This window comes from Rufibacter roseus, assembly GCF_001647285.1.
GTDB classification, from domain to species: domain Bacteria; phylum Bacteroidota; class Bacteroidia; order Cytophagales; family Hymenobacteraceae; genus Nibribacter; species Nibribacter roseus.
In genome coordinates, this window is record NZ_LRML01000006.1 from 350,408 (window position 1) to 369,664 (window position 19,257).

At 46.0% G+C, this 19,257-nt stretch carries 17 protein-coding genes and 1 pseudogene; 10 read left to right on the plus strand and 8 right to left on the minus strand.

The window, feature by feature from the left end:
* The first annotated feature begins 8 nt into the window (after positions 1-8).
* The 3 genes from A8O23_RS11655 (at position 9) to A8O23_RS11665 (ending at position 2,823) form a co-directional block, all read left to right on the plus strand.
* Entirely contained in the window at positions 9-746 is a 738-nt protein-coding gene (locus A8O23_RS11655; protein ID WP_066621281.1) for a LytR/AlgR family response regulator transcription factor, read from the plus strand.
* A 200-nt stretch (positions 747-946) separates the two neighbouring features.
* Complete coding sequence (gene dapA / locus A8O23_RS11660) at positions 947-1,831, plus strand: 4-hydroxy-tetrahydrodipicolinate synthase (protein ID WP_066621285.1); 885 nt, start codon at positions 947-949, stop codon at positions 1,829-1,831.
* Between the two features lie 77 nt (positions 1,832-1,908).
* Positions 1,909-2,823, plus strand: a complete 915-nt coding sequence (locus A8O23_RS11665; protein ID WP_204377689.1) for an alpha/beta hydrolase — start codon at positions 1,909-1,911, stop codon at positions 2,821-2,823.
* A gap of 45 nt (positions 2,824-2,868) precedes the next feature.
* Here the strand turns inward: A8O23_RS11665 and A8O23_RS11670 are convergent, their stop codons facing one another.
* Positions 2,869-3,606, minus strand: a complete 738-nt coding sequence (locus tag A8O23_RS11670; protein ID WP_066621288.1) for a (Fe-S)-binding protein — start codon at positions 3,604-3,606, stop codon at positions 2,869-2,871.
* A 5-nt stretch (positions 3,607-3,611) separates the two neighbouring features.
* The gene (locus A8O23_RS11675) at positions 3,612-4,466 is read right to left on the minus strand and encodes a hydroxymethylglutaryl-CoA lyase (RefSeq protein ID WP_066621291.1); all 855 of its coding nucleotides are present in this window, start codon (positions 4,464-4,466) and stop codon (positions 3,612-3,614) included.
* Between the two features lie 207 nt (positions 4,467-4,673).
* Between A8O23_RS11675 and A8O23_RS11680 the strand changes: the two genes are divergently transcribed.
* Positions 4,674-5,294, plus strand: coding sequence for a DNA-3-methyladenine glycosylase family protein (locus A8O23_RS11680; protein ID WP_066621293.1), 621 nt, complete (start codon positions 4,674-4,676; stop codon positions 5,292-5,294).
* A gap of 590 nt (positions 5,295-5,884) precedes the next feature.
* On the opposite strand, the gene A8O23_RS11685 is transcribed toward A8O23_RS11680, so the two are convergent.
* A complete protein-coding gene (locus A8O23_RS11685) occupies positions 5,885-6,802 on the minus strand; it encodes a DUF58 domain-containing protein (RefSeq protein ID WP_066621296.1) in 918 nt (305 codons plus the stop codon).
* A gap of 17 nt (positions 6,803-6,819) precedes the next feature.
* Positions 6,820-7,197 (minus strand): septal ring lytic transglycosylase RlpA family protein, encoded by a 378-nt coding sequence (locus A8O23_RS11690; protein WP_066621299.1) that lies wholly within the window; start codon positions 7,195-7,197, stop codon positions 6,820-6,822.
* Positions 7,198-7,327: 130 nt separating this feature from the next.
* Between A8O23_RS11690 and A8O23_RS11695 the strand changes: the two genes are divergently transcribed.
* From A8O23_RS11695 to A8O23_RS11710, 4 genes are all read left to right on the plus strand, one after another.
* A complete protein-coding gene (locus A8O23_RS11695; protein WP_066621401.1) occupies positions 7,328-7,678 on the plus strand; it encodes a DUF3276 family protein in 351 nt (116 codons plus the stop codon).
* A 257-nt stretch (positions 7,679-7,935) separates the two neighbouring features.
* A complete protein-coding gene (gene ychF, locus A8O23_RS11700) occupies positions 7,936-9,033 on the plus strand; it encodes a redox-regulated ATPase YchF (RefSeq protein ID WP_066621302.1) in 1,098 nt (365 codons plus the stop codon).
* 242 nt (positions 9,034-9,275) lie between these two features.
* Positions 9,276-10,757, plus strand: coding sequence for an OmpA family protein (locus A8O23_RS22055; protein WP_074988366.1), 1,482 nt, complete (start codon positions 9,276-9,278; stop codon positions 10,755-10,757).
* Positions 10,758-10,916: 159 nt separating this feature from the next.
* The gene (locus A8O23_RS11710; protein ID WP_066621308.1) at positions 10,917-11,435 is read left to right on the plus strand and encodes a DinB family protein; all 519 of its coding nucleotides are present in this window, start codon (positions 10,917-10,919) and stop codon (positions 11,433-11,435) included.
* Positions 11,436-11,563: 128 nt separating this feature from the next.
* On the opposite strand, the gene A8O23_RS11715 is transcribed toward A8O23_RS11710, so the two are convergent.
* The 3 genes from A8O23_RS11715 to A8O23_RS11725 all read right to left on the minus strand — a co-directional run bounded on the left by A8O23_RS11715 (position 11,564) and on the right by A8O23_RS11725 (position 17,309).
* The gene (locus A8O23_RS11715) at positions 11,564-13,702 is read right to left on the minus strand and encodes a dipeptidyl-peptidase 3 family protein (RefSeq protein WP_082883014.1); all 2,139 of its coding nucleotides are present in this window, start codon (positions 13,700-13,702) and stop codon (positions 11,564-11,566) included.
* A gap of 277 nt (positions 13,703-13,979) precedes the next feature.
* Positions 13,980-16,517 carry an ABC transporter permease gene (locus tag A8O23_RS11720; protein ID WP_317039541.1) on the minus strand — a complete coding sequence of 846 codons (2,538 nt, stop codon included), beginning with the start codon at positions 16,515-16,517 and terminating at the stop codon, positions 13,980-13,982.
* A gap of 81 nt (positions 16,518-16,598) precedes the next feature.
* Positions 16,599-17,309: an ABC transporter ATP-binding protein gene (locus A8O23_RS11725; protein ID WP_066621316.1), complete on the minus strand. Its 711-nt coding sequence runs from the start codon at positions 17,307-17,309 to the stop codon at positions 16,599-16,601.
* Positions 17,310-17,592: 283 nt separating this feature from the next.
* Here A8O23_RS11725 and A8O23_RS11730 point away from each other — a divergent pair, with 283 nt between their 5' ends.
* Both A8O23_RS11730 and A8O23_RS11735 read left to right on the plus strand, forming a co-directional pair.
* On the plus strand, positions 17,593-18,153 hold the full coding sequence (locus A8O23_RS11730; protein WP_317039542.1) for an arylesterase: 561 nt from the start codon (positions 17,593-17,595) through the stop codon (positions 18,151-18,153).
* 424 nt (positions 18,154-18,577) lie between these two features.
* Positions 18,578-19,081 (plus strand): hypothetical protein, encoded by a 504-nt coding sequence (locus A8O23_RS11735; RefSeq protein ID WP_066621322.1) that lies wholly within the window; start codon positions 18,578-18,580, stop codon positions 19,079-19,081.
* A 37-nt stretch (positions 19,082-19,118) separates the two neighbouring features.
* Here the strand turns inward: A8O23_RS11735 and A8O23_RS21745 are convergent.
* Positions 19,119-19,257, minus strand: a pseudogene (locus A8O23_RS21745) (IS110 family transposase); the annotation flags it as partial.

Consider the following 19,257-nt stretch of genomic DNA (forward strand, 5'->3'; position numbering starts at 1 on the left):
AACTCCCAATGCAACTGACCTGCCTTGCCGTTGATGATGAGCCGCTCGCTTTAGATTTAATGCGCTCCTACATAGGTAAAATTCCGTTTCTGAAACTGGTAAAGACCTGCGCCAGTGCCTTAGAGGCCATGTCTGTTTTGCAAACCGAACCTGTTGATCTCTTATTTCTGGACATAGAAATGCCCGAACTAACTGGGGTACAGTTTGTGCAGTCACTCTCACACCGCCCTGCCATCATTTTCACAACCGCATACCCGCAGTACGCCTTAGATGGCTTCACGCTTGATGCCGTTGACTATTTGCTAAAACCCATTCCTTTTGACCGATTTCTGAAGGCTGTGAACAAAGTATATGAGCGGGCACAGTTGCAGCAGCAGCATGCCGCCCCAGCTCCTGTTTCTAGTATGCCTGTTCAAAATTCTGAAAACGAAGATTTTATTTTTGTCAAGGCAGACTACAAAACTATTAGGGTAAACCTGAAGGACATACTGTTCATAGAAGGCTTAAAGGATTACGTAATATTGCACACTGTTTCCCGTAAGATTATCACCTTGTTATCTATGAACAAAATCATGGAGAAACTGCCCCACCATGAGTTTGCGAGGGTACACAGATCTTATATTGTATCATTGCCGCACATAGAAGCTATAGAGAAAAGCCGAATTAAAATAAAAGACTTGGAGATACCTGTGGGCGACAGTTACCGTGAGGAGTTTATGAAATGGGTGGAGAGTAAAAACCTTTAGTACCTCAGCAAGTTCAGCTGCTATCATGCATCAAAACATTTGCCTCTGTTTTAGGTAATAAGTAGAACTGAAGCGCCTAAAAGAGTTTAAAAAGAGGGTTTGTAAATATATTTAATAACAGGCCTTGCAGCTATTAGCCTCTTTTTTAGTGGGTGTTTCTGTATCTTTGGCCTGTAAATTACTTACGCACAACCCTATCTATGCAAGAATTGAGAGGAACTGGGGTAGCATTGGTTACTCCTTTTAAAGAAGATTTTTCAGTTGATTTTGAGGCTTTTGGCCGCCTGATTGATTATACCATTTCAAACGGAGTAGACTACTTAATTGTAAATGGCACCACCGGAGAGTCGGTTACCACTACTCCTTATGAAAGAACAGAGTTACTGGCTTTTGCGAAAGAGCGTATAGCAGGAAGAAAGCCATTGGTGTACGGCCTTGGTGCAAATGATACCCAGTATGTGTTGGATTGGATGAAAACCTTGGACTTTGACGGAGTTTCAGCTGTTCTTTCTGTTTGCCCCTACTACAACAAGCCTTCTCAGGAGGGCATATTCCTCCATTACTCTGCCATAGCCGACGTTTCACCAGTACCTGTCATGCTTTACAATGTTCCTGGAAGAACTGGTATCAATATGAGTGCTGCCACTACTCTTAGGTTGGCGCAACACCCTAATATTTTGGGCACAAAAGATGCCTGCGGAAACCTGGAGCAGTATATGGCCATCATAGAGGGTCGTCCTGAAGGATTTCTGGTAATTAGTGGTGATGACATGACCACTGTTCCATTAATTTCAGTAGGCGGCGATGGAATAGTAACGGTGTTAGGCAACGCTTTTCCAGAAAGGTTCAGCCGCATGACCCGCCTGGCGCTGGATGGTAATTTCAAAGAGGCCGCTGCCCTGCAAAGATCATTTCTGAAAGTTAACCCTCTCATGTACGAGGAGTCTAACCCTGTCGGCATCAAATTGATTTTAGAGTCTTTAGGAATCTGTAGCCCCTATGTCAGGTTACCATTGGCACCAGCCTCTGAAAGCCTGAAACAGCGTATAAAAGAAGCGGCCGCTCCTATTTTACCTAAACTGTAATTTCTGTTTTGGGCCTGTTTTTTGAAAAACTCATTAAAATCGGCTTCGTCTTTTGTCTTCTGTTCTTGACAGGATGTTTGTTGAATGCGCATGCCCAAGGCACTGCTACCTTCAATAGCCAAGATATAGAACTTGACACAGAAAGAGGACTGCTAAAAGGAACTTTAACCTTACCTAACACCCCATCACCTCTTAAAGTGGTACTAATTATTTCCGGTTCCGGACCTACTGACCGGAACGGGAATAATCCTTTTGCCAGAAATAACAGCCTGCAGCTTCTTGCCCATGGTTTGTCAGATAAAGGAATTGCAACTGTACGCTATGACAAAAGAGGCGTAGCTGAAAGTAAAGCAGCCGCCGTAACAGAAGAGAATCTTCGTTTTGAGGATTACATTATAGACGCAGAGCTCTGGATCAGGAAGCTGAAGAAAGACAACCGGTTCAGCCATGTTTTGGTATTAGGCCACAGCGAGGGATCTTTGATTGGAATGGTTGCTGCACGAAAAGCCAATGCTGATGCATTTATATCAGTGGCCGGTGCTGGTCAGCCTGCAAACCAAATCATCAGGCAGCAACTTCAGCAACAGCCTATTATGGTGTCGCTTGCAGCCGCTCCTATTTTAGCTAAGCTAGAAGCTGGAGAAACGGTGGCAGAAGTGCCGCCCATGCTGTTATCCCTGTTTAGGCCTAGTGTGCAGCCCTACCTTCTGTCTTGGTTTCAATATGATCCCCGGCAGGAAATAAAGCATTTGCAAGTGAGGTCTTTGATTGTACAGGGAGATCAGGATCTTCAAGTACCTTTTTCTGAAGCAGAACTATTAGCAGCTGCGGCAGACAAATCAGAATTAGTCATCATAAAAGGCATGAACCATGTTCTCAAAGAAGTGCCTACTGACCGCGCATCAAATATTGCATCTTATTCCAAGCCTACTCTTCCTTTGGCTTCAGAACTCATACCAGTTATATCAGAATTTATAAAGCAACTTAGGTAGCATTGCTTCCTGCAGGCTTTGCTGCATTAGAACCAGATGAGTCTATTACCAACCTGAGGTCAAGACATCGGCAATATGCATCACCTTTATGGGCTTTTTCTCTTTTTTTATGTAGGCCTCTAAGTGCATGAGACAGCTGGTGTCAGTAGAGACAATGTATTCTGCTCCTGTGCTAAGGGCGTTTTCAACTTTCTGCTCGGCCATAGCCACTGAAATGGCATCAAATTTAGCGGCAAATGTGCCACCAAAACCACAGCAGGTTTCAGTATCGCGCATTTCTATCAGCTGCAATCCGTCTACCATACCCAATAACTTCCTAGGGCCTTCCTTGATACCACATTCACGTAAAGCGCTGCAAGAATCATGATAGGTAAATTTTGCCGGAAGCTTCGCTCCTGGAATAGACTGCACCTTTAACACATTCGTCAAAAACTCAGTCAATTCCAGCACTTTACGGTTCATTGCCTTGTAGTGCACAAAGTTAGAAGAAGTTACAAAAATGTGCTGGTAGGCATTCCGGACCATGCCCACGCAGGAAGCCGATGGAGCCACAATGTAGTCACTCCCTTCTTGTGAGAAATCATCTAAGAACTTGATAGACACCTCCCTGCATTCCTTCTGAAACCCAGCATTGTACGCGGGCTGACCGCAACAGGTCTGATTGGCGTTGAACCTAACCTTGCAGCCCAGGCTCTCTAACAATTTAACCATGTTCCAGCCGGTCTGCGGAAACATTTGATCTACAAAGCAAGGAATAAATATATCTACAACCGGTGGGCGCATGTATCTTATAAAGAAGAATGAAATACTTCCGGAACCAAACGTAAGGCTGTCTGCAATGCCTCCTGATTCAAATTCAAAGGTACGTCTTTCTCTTGAAAATAGGCTATCATTTTCTCGGTGGGCATATTCCCCACCAACTCATTTTTAGCCATGGGGCACCCGCCAAAGCCTTTCAAAGCACCATCCATCCTTCTGCAGCCGGAAGAATACGCCGCCTCTACTTTCTCACGCCAGCTAGATGGGGTGGTGTGCAAATGTGCCCCAAACACTATGTGCGGGAACGCAGGAATTAAAGTAGTAAACAACTGCTGGATAGACTCAGGGGTAGAAACACCAATGGTGTCAGACAAAGAGATGATGTTGATCTGAAGTGCATCCAGCTTCTGGGTCATCTCTCCGGCCAATTCTGGCGTCCATGCTTCTCCATAAGGATTTCCGAAGCCCATGGAAAGATAGAGTACCAGCTCTTTCTGATGCTTCAGGCATAGTTCCTGCATTTGTGCCACTTCATCCAGGGCAGCGGCAATGCTTTTGTTTGTGTTTCTTTTCTGAAATTCCTCTGACAAAGACAAGGGGAAGCCTAAATAGCGAATTGAGTCATGGTTTACTGCTTCTTCAGCCCCTCTTAGGTTGGCAACAATGGCCAATAGTTTGGTGGAGGTTTCCTCTAAGTTTAGCTGTGCCAATACATCAGCGGTATCACGCATTTGCGGGATTGCCTTTGGAGAAACGAAACTACCGAAGTCTAAGGTATCAAATCCTACTGCTAACAAAGTTTGCAGGTACTTTACTTTTAAAGAGGTAGGCACAAACTCATGTAAGCCTTGCATGGCATCGCGGGGACACTCAACTATTTTCATTGTCTATGGTTCTGGTACTGGAACAGGTAAAGAATCTTAGATGAACGCAAGATAAAGTTTTACCAAATCACTAATGTAACTATCATTTGTCAGATCTGGTAATTAAAACTTCGTTTCGCAACTTGTACTATTTGATGGCGGTAGGGTTTATATTTACCATACCAGTTTTGAAATTAACCCTCTCCCCCTATAAAAAAATAGATCAATATGTCTCATGCCAGCTTGTTCCCACTAGATCCTTTGCTGCAAAATTTGATTGCCTCTCTCCCGCCCTTACTAGAACGGGTGGAAGGAAAACTTATCTATGATGCCTTACTTAGTTCAGTTATTTCACAGCAATTATCAGTAAAAGCGGCGGCAACTATCAAGGGGCGTTTTTTAGCTCTTTTTCCGGAATCTGCTCCAAAACCCCACCTGGTACTGGCTTCTTCTGAAGAAGATTTTAGAAACGTGGGGCTGTCACGGCAAAAGGCTTCTTATATTAAAAGCATTGCGGAGCACGCACAAGCAGGAAATCTACATCAAGAGGAATTAATTTTTTTACCTGACGAAGAACTCATCAAGCGTCTTACCCAAATCAAAGGTGTAGGCCGATGGACCGCCGAGATGATTCTTATGTTTGCCCTGAACCGGCCCGATGTAATGCCCCTGGATGATCTGGGTATTTACAATGCCATGAAAAAGCTGTACCACATAGAAGAACCTTTCAAAGTCGCAAAGCCGCGCATGCAGACTCTATCTAACGCCTGGCGCCCCCACCGCACCTTAGCCTGCCGCTACCTCTGGCGCTCATTAGATAATGAACCATTGAAGAGTCCTGAGTCCTGAGTCTTGAGTCGCGAGTCTTGAGTCATTAAAACAAAAAGAACAGACAATATTCCAACCTTAGCGCTTCCTGCGGGAGCGGGCAACGCAGTGCCAAGGGCACGCAGGCGCTTAGCGGGAGCACGAGATACAGGTTCAGGTTTGCAGTAGCTACTGAAGCTATGGAACTTCGCACGGTTGCCAGGTGGTAAATTTACTGAAGCCCTTACTGTTTGAGTGGCAGCGAGTTTAAGGGCTTCTTGATTCTTTTGGTTACTTTTCTCATCAAGGAGAAAAGTGACAAACCCTAGCAGGGAGAGAGGAAGGAAGAGATAAGGTCAAAAGCGGTTGTGGGAGCAAAAGCTATTTAGGTTGTTGGTGAAAACACGCAACAACGGCAGAGAGTAAAGCGGTGGTGGGCGTAAGTGTCTTCGTTAGATCCCTCGGCGATGCTCGGGATGACCGCAAAAGAGAAGAATCAGAAATGCGTGGACCGGCAGGTGTAAACATCCCCCTTCAACCCCTTCAAAGGGGGAGTATCAGCATGAAATTAAATTTATTATTCCTGTTTTGAGGCTAATTTCAATAAAACACGCTGAAAACAGATGGACTTTTTACCTTACCTTCAGTCTCTTCACCAAATAAGACTGCAGCACTTTATCAATCGGATCTTTTAAATCAATAGTTACTAAATCAATACGGTACTGCCCACACCGTAACTTTAGATCAGCTTTGAATTTCTTCATTGCCTCTACATAGGTTTCTCTTATATCAGCAGGCTGTACTTTTATTTTTTCGCCATTTTCAAGACCCACAAAAAGGAAAGGCTTGTCTGGGAAATTAAATTCATCTTCTGTTTCGGCGTGGGCGAAATGGAACAGGAGCACCTCATGTTGTTGGTGCCGCAGGTGCTGCAGGGCTAAAAAGATCTCATCTAATTGCTCATACTGGCTTAGCAGGTCGCTGAACAGAATCACCAGCGAACGTTTGGGCAACTGCTGGGCAATATGGTGCAGCATGTGCGCTACCTTCGTTTCCTTCTGCGGCGGAGCCGGCTTCTGGAGCTGCTGCTGCAGAGCCAACAATAAAGTATGCAAATGCGCACCCGTAGACCTAATGGGCGTTTGCAGTTCAATTTGATCAGAGAAAGTGGTTAAACCAACGGCATCGCGCTGTTTCTGCAGCAAGGTAGCCAGTGCCGCCGCACTTAAAACCGCATAAGATAGTTTACCATAGTTGGAGGTGGGGTAATACATAGACCCAGAAACGTCTAACAGCAACTGGCACCGCAGATTTGTTTCTTCTTCGTAGCGCTTGACAAAAAGCTTCTCGGTGCGGGCGTAAACTTTCCAGTCCATGTGGCGGGTGCTTTCACCGGAGTTGTACAGCCGGTGCTCAGAGAACTCCACCGAAAAACCATGGTAAGGCGATTTGTGAAGACCCGTAATGAAACCCTCTACCAATCGTTTGGCCAAAAACTCAAGATTCTGCACGTTGCGCACTGAATCCAAATCTACTTCTATCCTACTCATGCAGTATCTGACTAAACTTACAATACAGCCATGGCCGCCTCTTTGCTTACTTTAGTTATTTGTACCCGCCCCATTCCAGCTTGCACTATGCCTAATTTCTTGGCCGCCGCCTGAGAAACATCAATGACATAACGGGCTTTTCGGCTCATGCGGTCATTAATTTTAACCACCACACTGCGTCCGTTTTTTACATTAAGCACCTTTACATAACTGTTTAATGGTAACGAAGCATGAGCCGCTGTCATTTTATCTGGATCATAAGGTTCACCACTGGAGGTCTTTTTACCTACTAATTGATTGGAATAAAAGGTAGCCATTCCTTTTTGCGAAAACCTGGAAGCCAATGCACAAAGGGGCACCAGGCTCAGGAATAGCACAATTAACTTGATTTTCATAGTTGGTAGATGGAGCAAAACATTAATACATTCGAATTTAACTATTAAAAATAAACATAAAAATTTTTAGATATCAATCTCTTCTTTTAAATTGGCTACTTCAAATACAAACGGAACCCTTCAAGTTATGGTGGAAGAGAACAACGACAAAGCAGAAATCTACTCGCAAAGAGTAAGAGCCGGAAAGCGCACCTATTTCTTTGATGTAAAGTCAACCCGCTCCAATGATTACTATTTAACGATCACAGAGAGCAAGCGTAAGTTCAAGGATGACAACTACTCTTATGAGAAGCACAAGATTTTCCTGTACAAAGAAGACTTTGCCAAGTTCATGGAGGCTTTGCAAGACACCGTAAACCATGTAAAAGGGGAATTGCTTTCTGAAGAGGCACTGGCTGAACTAGAACGTTTAGAACAAGAGCACGAGCATGTGCCTCTTGAAACGGAAGCCGCTGTTGACGGAGAATTGAAGTGGGAATAGTTTGCCCGCTGCCATTCTACCTAAGCTCATGCCTCGCGTGAGCTTTTTTTATGTAAAATGATTTCTGTTTTGGGGCTGTTTTAGGTAAAACGAAGCTAAAACAGCCAGTCTTTCTCCTTCCCTCTTCAATTACCACGGGATTCTGTATATTTGCGGCCGTTTCCGGCTTTAGTGCCTGAGCCTTTCTTTACCAGAGGCAACAGGTGCAGCCAATCAGAAACTTAATTTATCTTGCTACCTATACCTTATCTACTTATATGGGACTTCGTTGTGGAATAGTGGGCTTGCCAAACGTGGGCAAATCTACTCTGTTCAATGCCTTGTCAAATGCCAAAGCCGAATCGGCTAACTATCCTTTTTGTACCATTGAACCTAACGTGGGCGTTATCACCGTGCCAGACGAGCGTCTTCAGATTCTGGAGGAGTTAGTGCATCCGGAGCGCGTGCTGCCTACCGTTATTGAATTTGTTGACATTGCCGGTCTGGTGAAAGGTGCCAGTAAAGGCGAAGGATTGGGCAATAAATTTTTGGCCAACATCCGGGAAGTAGATGCCATTATACACGTGGTGCGTTGTTTTGACGACCCTAACATTGTGCATGTGGCAGGCGGCGTTGACCCAGTGTTTGACAAAGACGTGATTGACACAGAACTACAGCTGAAAGATCTGGAGTCTATAGACAAGAAAATTGCCAAGGTAGAAAGAACAGCCAAGTCCGGTGATGCCAAAGCGAAAAAAGAATTCGCCAGCCTGCAACGCTTTAAGCAGCATTTAGAAAGCGGCAAAAATGCCCGCTCTTTAGACGTTTCTGAAGAAGACCTGGAGGCAGTAGAAGATTTACAGCTGCTCACCATCAAGCCTGTAATTTATGTAGCCAACGTAGATGAGGCCTCTATACAGACCGGTAATGAGTTCTTAGATGCCTTAAAAGCGCATGTGGCCGAAGAAAATGCCGAGGTAGTAGTTATTTCAGCTGCCATTGAAGAGCAAATTGCCGACTTTACTGATGCCGAGGAGAAAGAAATGTTTCTGGCTGAGTACGGTTTAACTGAATCTGGCCTAAACCGCCTGATCAGAGCTTCTTACTCCCTGCTCAACCTGATCACCTACTTTACCGCTGGTGTAAAAGAAGTGAGAGCCTGGACCATTCAAAAAGGATGGAAAGCCCCACAGGCCGCCGGCGTTATACACTCAGATTTTGAGAAAGGATTCATCCGGGCAGAGGTAATCAAGCTGAAGGATTATGTAGAATACAAAACTGAAGCCAAAATCAAAGAAGCTGGTAAAATGGCTGTTGAAGGCAAAGAGTACGTGGTACAAGACGGCGATATCATGCACTTCAGATTCAATGTGTAAGTGTAAACAATTTTCTCAGAAAGCGGGAGGGTCAGCAGACTCTCCCGCTTTTTAGTTTAATCCCTTACCAACTGCCAGCTAACCATAATTTAAATTTGAAGAATGGCATTTTTAATAAATCACAAACACCTACATATCAATCTATTATGATTATTGATATATAATATTTTCTTTTACTATGTAACATTTTGACCGAAAAGAGGTAAATATGTGCATTACACTATATTCCAAGTACAATAACTATGAAAAAATCCTTACTAAAAGCATCCTTGGGTGGCGCGTTTTTGCTGTCCATGTTTGCTGCGCCCGACTCAAAAGCTCAGTCCGCCGACAGGCCTTGGGGGCTGTCTATTTACGCGAGTGCCAATCAAGCCCGCACCAATATTAGAAATGATATCTGGGATATGAGCAACTCTTCCTGGGGCGGTGGCCTGGGAATAAACCGTTACCTTTCTCCTACTTTTGACTTAGGTTTACAGTTAAACTACTTTAACCTAAGACAAGATCGGGTTACAGGTACAATGTACGGTTTTGGACCGAACAGTTTCGACAATGAAATGGGAACTGCCAACTTAGGTCTGAAACTAAAGCTTAACAATGGTAAGATCTTAAAAGAAGATGCCTTCCTTAAGCCTTACCTGATTGCTGGCGTGGGTGCCACGTATGCTAGTGTTGAAGCCTACATTACCCAGGGAGCTGGTCCTGCCCAAATGAAGTATGATGATGGCAAGCTGCGCATGAATTATATGGCAGGTGCTGGTTTAGGTTTCAGATTAACTGAGAGCATCAGCCTTTTTGCCCAATCAACTTTAAATTACCCAAGCACCAACTCTCTTGACGGTATTGCCCCCCCTGATACCGATGAGTTGAACGACCGCTACCTGCAACACCAATTCGGTATTTCCTTTGGTTTAGGAAAAGCCACTGACACTGACGGCGACGGCGTTTCTGACAGAAGAGATAAATGCCCTGACACCCCAGCCGGAGTACAAGTTGATAAAGACGGATGTCCTTTGGATGGTGACGGAGACGGAGTTCCAGACTATTTAGACCAATGCCCAACTGAAGCTGGTTCCGCTGCCTTGAATGGCTGCCCTGACCGCGACGGTGACGGAATCCGTGACTCAGAAGATGAATGCCCAGACCAGCCAGGTACTGCTGCTACCAGAGGTTGCCCAGATGCAGACGGTGACGGTGTTGCAGACAAAAACGACACCTGCCCTGATACTCCTGCCGGAACACGTGTAGATGCCAATGGTTGCCCTGTAGTGCTTGACCGCGACGGAGACGGTGTGAACGATGACGTTGACCGTTGCCCAGACCAAGCAGGATCAGCTGAAAACATGGGTTGCCCAGGTTTAGATGCCGCTGACAGCACTTACATGGCTAATGTGCCTAAGATCCACTTCGAGTTCAACAGAGCCGTGCTGAGAAGATCTTCTTACGCAACACTGGATCGTATCTCTACCATGTTGAACAAGTATCCGTACTACAACCTGCGCATTGCTGGTCACGCTGACCACATTGGCTCAAATGAGTACAACCAAGACCTGTCTATGCGTCGTGCTGAAGCCGCTAAAGCGTACTTCACTGACCAGAAAGGCATCAGCTCTGACCGTATCATCACCGAAGGATTTGGTGAAGAGAGACCAGTAGCACCAAACACTACCAATGCCGGACGTGCTAAAAACCGCCGTGCAGAATTCAGACTCTTTATTCAGTAACCTGAATCTAAGTAACAGAAAAAGCCCGACCAGTTGGTCGGGCTTTTTTGTTTGTATCTGCCAAACATTACCTGATGTAAGTTTTTGCGCTGTTTTTCAGAAATCAGGCCTAAAACACCTATACTTGCTTACCTATATTCCAATGAAACGAGAGAGTCAATGGCACAAAACACAAATCAATTAGAGGTATGGCTAAGGGGGCCGCTGCCAGTCGTTCCTGATCTGCTACAACCCGTGGCACATGCACTGTTACAAGCCAGAGAAGAAATTCATATTCTCATGAAAGACTTCCCAGAAGAAAAGCTATGGGAACGGCCTGCCGGAGTAGCCTCACCTGCATTTCATCTGCAGCACTTAACAGGCGTGCTTGACCGTTTACTTACCTATGCCCGTGGCCAATCTCTTTCTCTGGAACAGCTAGACCATTTAACAGCCGAAGGAAAACATGCAGCTGGTATATCAGTAGCAACGCTGGTGCAGGCGTTTCATGAACAGGTAGAAAAGGCGCTGGAGCAAATCAAAAGCACTAAAGAAGATACTTTAACAGAACCGCGTGGAGTGGGCAGAGCACAAATTCCTTCTACTGTTATTGGTTTACTGGTGCATGCGGCAGAACACACTACCCGCCATGTAGGGCAGTTACTAGTTACAATACGGATATTGAATAGCCAAGCCTAATAGCAGCAAAAAAGACCAATAGCATTGATATGTGATTATTGAATTCTGCCCCAAAACAAAAGCGCCTGAGAAATCTCAGGCGCTTTTGTTTTGGGGCTGTTTTAGCGAAAATAAGCTAAAAACAGAGCTTAGTTATAGTGCGGCAACAGGTTATAAACCTCGCCATACTCCAGCATCTGCTGGGTGAAGTTATCCGGATAGGCAATGATTACGTCTACCACTTTACCATCTTTCACTACTGGGCTCAGCTTAGGCTGAATAAAACCTTGGTAAGGAGCAATTTTCAGGGTGCTGTAGCGCTGTAGAACCTCTTTGTGTAAGGCAGGATCTACTTTTACACCGTAGGTCTCCACCAGGTTTTTGGCGGCATTAAAATCTCCCTCAGAGGTAATGCGCTGGGTTTCTCTAAGCAGCTGACCGAACAGCTCGCGCAGTTTCTGGTAGTCATTGATCTTGAAATAGGTTTTGCCGTTACGGGTCACTTTTTCAATCACGTTGTCTTTCTTGCCTTTTTCATACGCCCAAGCAGCCACCATCTGGCGGTTTCGCATATGATCTTCCTCTATGTTCTTACCGGGTTCAATGCGGGCAAGCTGCGTCATCAGGCCGTTGCGGATGTAGCCGTCGTATTCTGCTTTGCCAACTTCCAGCGAGGGCATTACTCCTATTTCCACCAGTTTCGGGTCCATCACGTAATACAGGGCCACCAAATCAGCGCGTCCTTCTTCCATGGTGCTGGCATAATTTTTCAGCGTCTGCTTAGGGGTTCCCACTCCTGGGTTGATTTGTCCGGAAGCGTGACCGATCACTTCGTGCATGTCGGTATGCAAGTTGCTGGCCAGTGAACCGTATTTCTTGGCACGGTCTATCTCTTCCTGGCTATAAGCAAACTCACCCAAAGTGCTTCCACCGGTATTAGAAGACTCATTATAGGCATGCACAATGTTACCAAGGTTCACCGATTTAGAGCCATGCTCTTTACGGATCCAGTTGGCATTGGGCAGGTTAATTCCTATGGGAGTTGACGGGGCAGCATCCCCAGACTCTACCACGGTGGTGATAACTTTGGCAGTGATTCCCACCACGTTCTTCTTTTTGTGAGCAGGCAAAAGCGGAGAGTTATCTTCAAACCATTGCGCCTGCCTGGCAATGGCATTAATGCGCTTGGTAGCTTCCTCGTCTTTGAATGACACTACCGACTCATAAGAACCTTTAATGCCCAGAGGGTCATCATACACCTCAATAAAGCCATTCACTACATCCACCCTAGAGTTCACATCGTTCACCCAGGCAATGTTATACTCATCAAATGTTTTCAGGTCACCGGTGCGGTAGTAGTCTACCAGACGCTGCAGTGCAAGGCGCTGCTGCTCGTTTTCGGCTACGGTAATGGCTTTTTCTAACCAGAAGACAATGCGCTCTATAGCTGAGCCGTATATGCCGCCCACTTTCCAGACTTTCTCAACCACCTGTCCATTTTCCTTCACCACTTTTGAGTTAAGGCCATGCGACACCGGGCGTTCTTTGTCTGGATCAGTTTTCTTACTGTAGAAGGCTTCTACTTCCTTCTGGGTCACATCTTCATAAAAATTCACCGCCGATGTCTTGATCACATCTACCCCAGATTCTTTGTTTGTTTGCTTGGGCGCAATGGTAGGGTCAAACATGATTGGGGTGATGGTGGCAATGAATTTGTCCACTGATTCACCCGGCAGCAACGGCAGTTGGTCCGCAGGTACCTTACGGATAGACTGCGCCAGGAAATCCTTACTGAATTCCGGCAGAAACTTAGTGGAGGAGTAGTGGTGGTGAATGCCATTAGAGAACCACACCCGTTTGGTGTATTCTATCAGTTTCTCCCAGTCCGGAGAGGTAGAGCGGTCTTTTTTGTTCTGCACAATGGCATCTAGCGTTCTGCGAATGCGCAGGTTGTGCTTGTAATTCTGGTCATAGATAATGTCACGGCCCGACAGAGCAGCCTCATACAGATAGTACAGCAACTCTTTCTGCTTGGCCGGTAATTCTTCAAAACCTGGTACGCGGTAGCGGAGAATGCGCAGGTCAGCAAACTGCTCCGTCACGTATTTAAAGTTCTCCTCACCAGTGATTACCTGCGGAGAAGAGACTTGCTTCCCCCCTTCTATGGTTGCCGTTTGCGTGGCCGACGCCGCGTTGGAGGTTGTGGTTGGGGTATTATTTTTAGCGCAGGCTCCTACCAGAAGACTTCCTAGTAACAAAGCCGAAACCGCTGATTTGGGTTGTTTCATGTTGTAAGATTTGATTCTGTTTTAAATTTAGCACAATCCGGCAGAAGGGACAAAAATTAAGCCAACGCTTGTTAGGTAAAGTTGCAGCGTCACCTGTATTAGGCCTGTTTTTTAGGAAAACTGGCTAAAACAGGCAAATAAACGGGTTTGGCTAAAGCCTGTTCTGGAATGCATTTGATTTAAATGGGTTAAAACCCATTTCTACTCATTCAACTTATTTTTATTCATTATGCACAGGATGAGAAAATGAATATATCAGTTACAACCATGTGATAATCTACACATCTGACCTTAGAACTTCCAGCGGAGATTTGTTTACCACTCCTCTAATGTTCATGAGCCCAATAGCTACGGTCAGGGCGGAGATTAGCAGGAAAACCACCAGCACTGGCAGCAGCTCTGGCGTAAATTTGGTCTCGAAACTGAACTTGGCCAGCGCCCAACTACCAGCCAGTGAAATAACTATACCGGTGCCCGAAGCCAAAGCACCCAAGAAGAAGTACTCCAGCGCCGTGATCATGAAAATCTGTCTGCGGTTGGCGCCCAATGTTCGCAGCAACACGCTTTCCTGTATGCGCTGGTATTTGCTGATGAGCACCGAAGAAATGAGCACCACCAAGCCCGTGATGATACTGAAGGCAGCCATAAACCTGATCACAAAACCAATTTTATCCAGCAGCTCATCCAGTATATCTAAAATCAGCTCCAGGTCTACAATGGAAATGTTGGGGAACTGCCGCACCACCGCCCGCTGCAATTGAGCCGAAGCCTGCGCATCTGGTACCCTGGTAATAAGCACATGAAACTGCGGCGCCTCCTCTAAGACTCCCTCCGGAAAGATGACTCTGAAGTTCGTTTGAATCCGGTTCCAGTCTACTTTTCTGAGGCTGCCTACTTCGGTGGGAATGAGCGCGCCTTGCACGTTGAACACCATCTTGTCTCCAACCTTCACTTTAATACGCTCTGCATATCCTTCTTCCAGTGAGACTTTTATAGTTTCATCAGAGGTGTTCACTTTTCCTACCCAGGCACCCTCGGCTATTTTCTCGGAATCGGTTAAAGAATCACGGAAGGTGACGCGCAACTCACGTTGGAAAGCCCTGACAGAAATTCCCAAGGTGCTGTCTTTTTTTACCTCAGCGGCAGTTAGTCCATTGATTTCCTCTACCCGCACCGTTATGATGGGCACCTGCTGCAACACTGGCAGCCCTTGGTTTTTGACTAGATTTGCCACCGCCTCGCGCTGCCCGTTCTGTATATCAAAAAGTACCATGTTGGGTTGGTTCTCACTGGCCGAAAGAGTGACGTGGTTAAGTAAAATAGTCTGCACAAAATACAAGGTGCAGATAAAAGCGGTGCCCAAGCCTATAGACACAATGAGAATTAGCGTTTGGTTATTTGGCCGGAAAAGATTGGCCAGCCCCTGCCGCCACAGATAACTCCACGACGATGGGAAATACCGCCTCACCAGCCACACTAAACCAGCCGCTATACCCACCAAGACCAGAAACGCCACCAACACACCCAAAGTGAAATAAGCCGCCTCTTTCAGTTTCTCTGTTTGCAGGTAGGTAAACCCAAAAATAAACAGCAGAATCAGTCCGTACACGCCCCACTTCAAAGGATCTTTGAACAGGCTGGTTTCCTCAAACGAAAGCCTTAGCGTGTTGAGCGGCGAGATATTCCTAATACTGATTAACGGCAACAAAGCAAAAAGCAGCGATATGACTACGCCTAACCCTATGCCCTGCATTACGGCCAACCAGGATATTCCCATAGTGATCTCTACGGGCAATAGGTCTTGCAGCACGCGCGGAAGCAACTGCTGTACCGCCGTACCCAACACAGCCCCTATCACAGACCCAAGAAAACCTATGCCTACAATCTGAATCAGGAAGATCAGGAAGGCTTGCCTGCCGCTCACACCCAAACAACGCAGAATGGCAATAGAGCTCAGCTTCTCTTTGATGTATACATGAATGGCACTGGCTACCCCAATGCTCCCCAGCAGCAAGGCAATAAAGCCCACTAAAGCCAGAAAGCCGGTTAGGTCTTCAAAGGAACGACCTAAATCCTCGCGTTCTGACTCAATGGTTTCTGCGTTCAGGAGCTCTTTCTCCAGCCGGGGCTCCAGCTTTTCTACCAGTTTCTTTGTATCAACTGGCGCATCATACTTGTAGTAGTACAAGTACATGATGCGGCTGCCTTTCTGCTCTAGCCCGGTTTGCTCCAGAAACTGCAGCGGAATATACACCGCCGGGGCCACTGTGGCTGATATTCCGGATTGCCCAGGTGCCTTGTTTAAAATACCGGCTATCTCAAAGGTTACCTCGCCCACTTTTACTGAGTCACCAATTTGGGCGTTAAACTGCAGCATGAGGGTTTTGTCTACCAGCGCCTGCCTGCCGTTTCTGAAAGTGACACCAGCGCTTTGAGGCGTTGTCTCCAGCGCCCCGTAATAAGGGAACTCCCCTTCCAGCGCCCTGATCTGCACCAAACGGCTGCCCTCGTTTTTAGGGAAAAGGATCATGGAGGCAAAACTACGCTCCTGCGACCGCCGGTCACCTAAAGAATCTAGCAGCGGCTGCACCTCAGCGCTTACTGGTCGGTTGCTCGAGATAACCAAATCGGCGCCGATCAGCTCCATGGCTTGCTGGTCTATGTCGCGGCGGAGGTTATACCCAAAAGAGAAAATGGCCACCAGCGCGGCAATACCCAGCACTATGGAGGAAATAAACAGGAACAACCTGGAGCGGTTCCGGCGGCTGTCGCGCCACGCCATCTTAATCAGCCAGGCTATATTCAACTTATTCAAATTCGTGTTCGTTATTCGTTGTAACAATTAGCTTTAATAGAAAAAGCTACACGTTTTAAGGCTGCTTTTCAGAAAACAGGGCTAAAACAGCTCATTTTGCTCTAGAGATTGGTTCAGCCACTCATCAGATACCAGCTTACCACCTTTTACCCGCAATATCCGCTGTGTTTTAGAGGCCAATTCATTGTCGTGGGTGACCAGCACTAAAGTGGTGCCGGCGTCCTGGTTCAGGTCGAAGATCAGCTTTACCACTTTCTCACTGGTTTCGGCGTCAAGGTTTCCGGTAGGCTCATCAGCGAAAAGAATTTTAGGCTTATTGGAAAAGGCACGGGCCAAGGACACCCGCTGCTGCTCTCCGCCGGACAGCTGTGCCGGATAGTGGTGGGCTCTGCCCGCCAGCCCAACTTTGTCCAGCAGATCAAGTGCCTGAGGCTTGATGTTTCTTTCACCACGCAGTTCTAGCGGCACCATCACATTTTCAAGGGCCGTAAGAGTTGGCAGCAGCTGGAAGTTCTGGAAAATAAACCCCACATGCTGGTTTCTTACCTGGGCACGGGCGTCCTCATCTAAATCATCTAACCTGATTCCGTTCAGTTCTACTACGCCCGCCGAGGAACGGTCAAGGCCGGCACATAGCCCCAGCAGAGTTGTTTTGCCACTACCCGACGGCCCTACAATAGCCACTGTGGCTCCGGCTTCTATGGCAAAAGAGACATTGTCTAAAACTGTAAGGGTATTTCCTGAGCCTTGATAGGTTTTGGTGAGATTTTGTACGTTGAGAATAGTAGTCACGTGTGCTGGTAAATTTATAGAGTTGATTTCAGGCTACACTGGGTGCCAATAACACGATAAAGTAACGGAAAATTTGCTTCCTGTTAAACCTCAAACGCGCATAACAAGTTATAAGTACTTTCTTTGCAAGAGAACATAAGCTTTTAAAACGATGTATAAACTCCACTTGCATTACGTTTGTTTTCTGACTTTTCTGCTGGCTGGCTGCTCTTCTGGTCAGAATGAGACAGCTACCACAGAAACACAAAATAAGAACGAACAGCACCAGAATGAGCCACAAGCTATGAAAAATATACTCTTTTTCGGGAACAGCCTCACCGCTGGCTATGGGCTAGACGCTTCAGAAGCCTTCCCGGCGCTTATACAACAAAAAATTGATTCACTAGGCCTGCCCTACAAGGCTATTAACGCTGGGTTGAGCGGGGAAACCTCGGCTGGTGGTAAAAACAGAATTGACTGGCTGTTGCGCCAGCCGGTTGATGTGTTCGTGCTGGAGCTTGGAGCAAACGACGGACTACGGGGCATTCCGCCGGCAGAAACGAAAAAGAACCTGCAGGCCATTATAGACAAGGTAAAAGCTAAATACCCAGACGCCAAGTTAGTGATGGCCGGTATGGAAGTGCCCCCCAGCATGGGTGGCTCGTACGCCAGCGAATTCAGGGTAATATTCCGGCAATTGGCCAATGAGAACAACATGTCGTTGGTGCCGTTCCTGCTGGAGGGCGTTGGCGGAGTGCGCAACCTGAACCAGCGAGACGGCGTGCACCCTACTGCCGAGGGACAGAAGATATTAGCCGAAAACGTGTGGCAGGTGCTGAAAGACGTATTACAGGAAGATTCTTGATCACTGTTTTAGCCTTCATTTTTAAAAAACAGCCCGGAAACGTGAATTTCCGGGCTGTTTTGCTGTGGGAAATGATCAGGGGCAACGAAGTGCTTCCGTCTAGCTGAAATTATCCGTAAGCTTTACGTATAATACGTATATATACGTTTATAAACGGATTGTTTACATCTTAGGCACTCCTCCTCTCCTTGTCTTATTCTGCACATTTGTCTCATCTAAACCAGTGGGAAAGACTGTTTTCTAACTTTTGATCGATGTTTTTGCAACACTGTTGCTTACATACCACATAAGAAGTATATTGTATAAGTAAAGGCGGAACGCCTTAAAAAAGAAACCGAAACATAACGACAGCACCACCTCCACATATAGTGCAGATAATGGGAGTCCGACTCCTGCTAGCTAACCGTTAGTTGCAATTAGTAAAATGAAGATAGAGACTAATTCTTTGATGGAATCATACTTGAATCAAGCCAAGTATTCATTTGAAAACATTGATACTGTCCTACCCGAAGAATTAAATAAACTACTTACTTCTGGCTTTAGAATTGAACAGGAATGCATATTATATAAAGACTTCCAATATTTCGGCCCAGGTGAACTTAACTCGGATTTCCAAAAATGTGAATACGAAATCTTTTTGAACGACATTCATATTGATGACTATGTCAAAAACGTGGAGAGTGAATTAGAGTACCTTAAACTGGGATTCAGATTCGCAAAAAAGCTGCAAAATGAATTGAAAATTAGATTCACGGACAGATTTAGAATTATTATTTCCTTTAGCGAGACAGCTTACTCTGGACAAGAAATAGAAACTTATGGCGGATGCGTGGTAAATTTCTATAAAATTCGACCTTCTTCGGATGAAAAGTTTAAGGTAGCGAACTTAGAAGGTTTTGAAGAAGAAGCTGTAATGGTAATAGAATAACAGCAACTAACATGAACTCTGTTAAAAGTCAAGGGAATTAGGCGGGAATTCTGTTAAAATCCGGTTGGTAGGGAACGCCGGAATTTACAATGGCAAAAGCCTGCTTGAGCAGCTTGTTACACACGGCTATCAAAGCCAGCTTTCGGTTCTTTCCTTTGGCCACGAGCCGCTGGTAC

Coding starts and splice junctions, on each gene's coding strand:
- A8O23_RS11655 (WP_066621281.1), top strand. CDS start 9: ATGCAACTGACCTGCCTTGCCGTTGATGATGAGCCGCTCGCTTTAGAT.
- dapA (WP_066621285.1), top strand. CDS start 947: ATGCAAGAATTGAGAGGAACTGGGGTAGCATTGGTTACTCCTTTTAAA.
- A8O23_RS11670 (WP_066621288.1), bottom strand. CDS start 3,606: ATGCGCCCACCGGTTGTAGATATATTTATTCCTTGCTTTGTAGATCAA.
- A8O23_RS11675 (WP_066621291.1), bottom strand. CDS start 4,466: ATGAAAATAGTTGAGTGTCCCCGCGATGCCATGCAAGGCTTACATGAG.
- A8O23_RS11680 (WP_066621293.1), top strand. CDS start 4,674: ATGTCTCATGCCAGCTTGTTCCCACTAGATCCTTTGCTGCAAAATTTG.
- A8O23_RS11685 (WP_066621296.1), bottom strand. CDS start 6,802: ATGAGTAGGATAGAAGTAGATTTGGATTCAGTGCGCAACGTGCAGAAT.
- A8O23_RS11690 (WP_066621299.1), bottom strand. CDS start 7,197: ATGAAAATCAAGTTAATTGTGCTATTCCTGAGCCTGGTGCCCCTTTGT.
- ychF (WP_066621302.1), top strand. CDS start 7,936: ATGGGACTTCGTTGTGGAATAGTGGGCTTGCCAAACGTGGGCAAATCT.
- A8O23_RS22055 (WP_074988366.1), top strand. CDS start 9,276: ATGAAAAAATCCTTACTAAAAGCATCCTTGGGTGGCGCGTTTTTGCTG.
- A8O23_RS11710 (WP_066621308.1), top strand. CDS start 10,917: ATGGCACAAAACACAAATCAATTAGAGGTATGGCTAAGGGGGCCGCTG.
- A8O23_RS11715 (WP_082883014.1), bottom strand. CDS start 13,702: ATGAAACAACCCAAATCAGCGGTTTCGGCTTTGTTACTAGGAAGTCTT.
- A8O23_RS11730 (WP_317039542.1), top strand. CDS start 17,593: ATGAAAAATATACTCTTTTTCGGGAACAGCCTCACCGCTGGCTATGGG.
- A8O23_RS11735 (WP_066621322.1), top strand. CDS start 18,578: ATGAAGATAGAGACTAATTCTTTGATGGAATCATACTTGAATCAAGCC.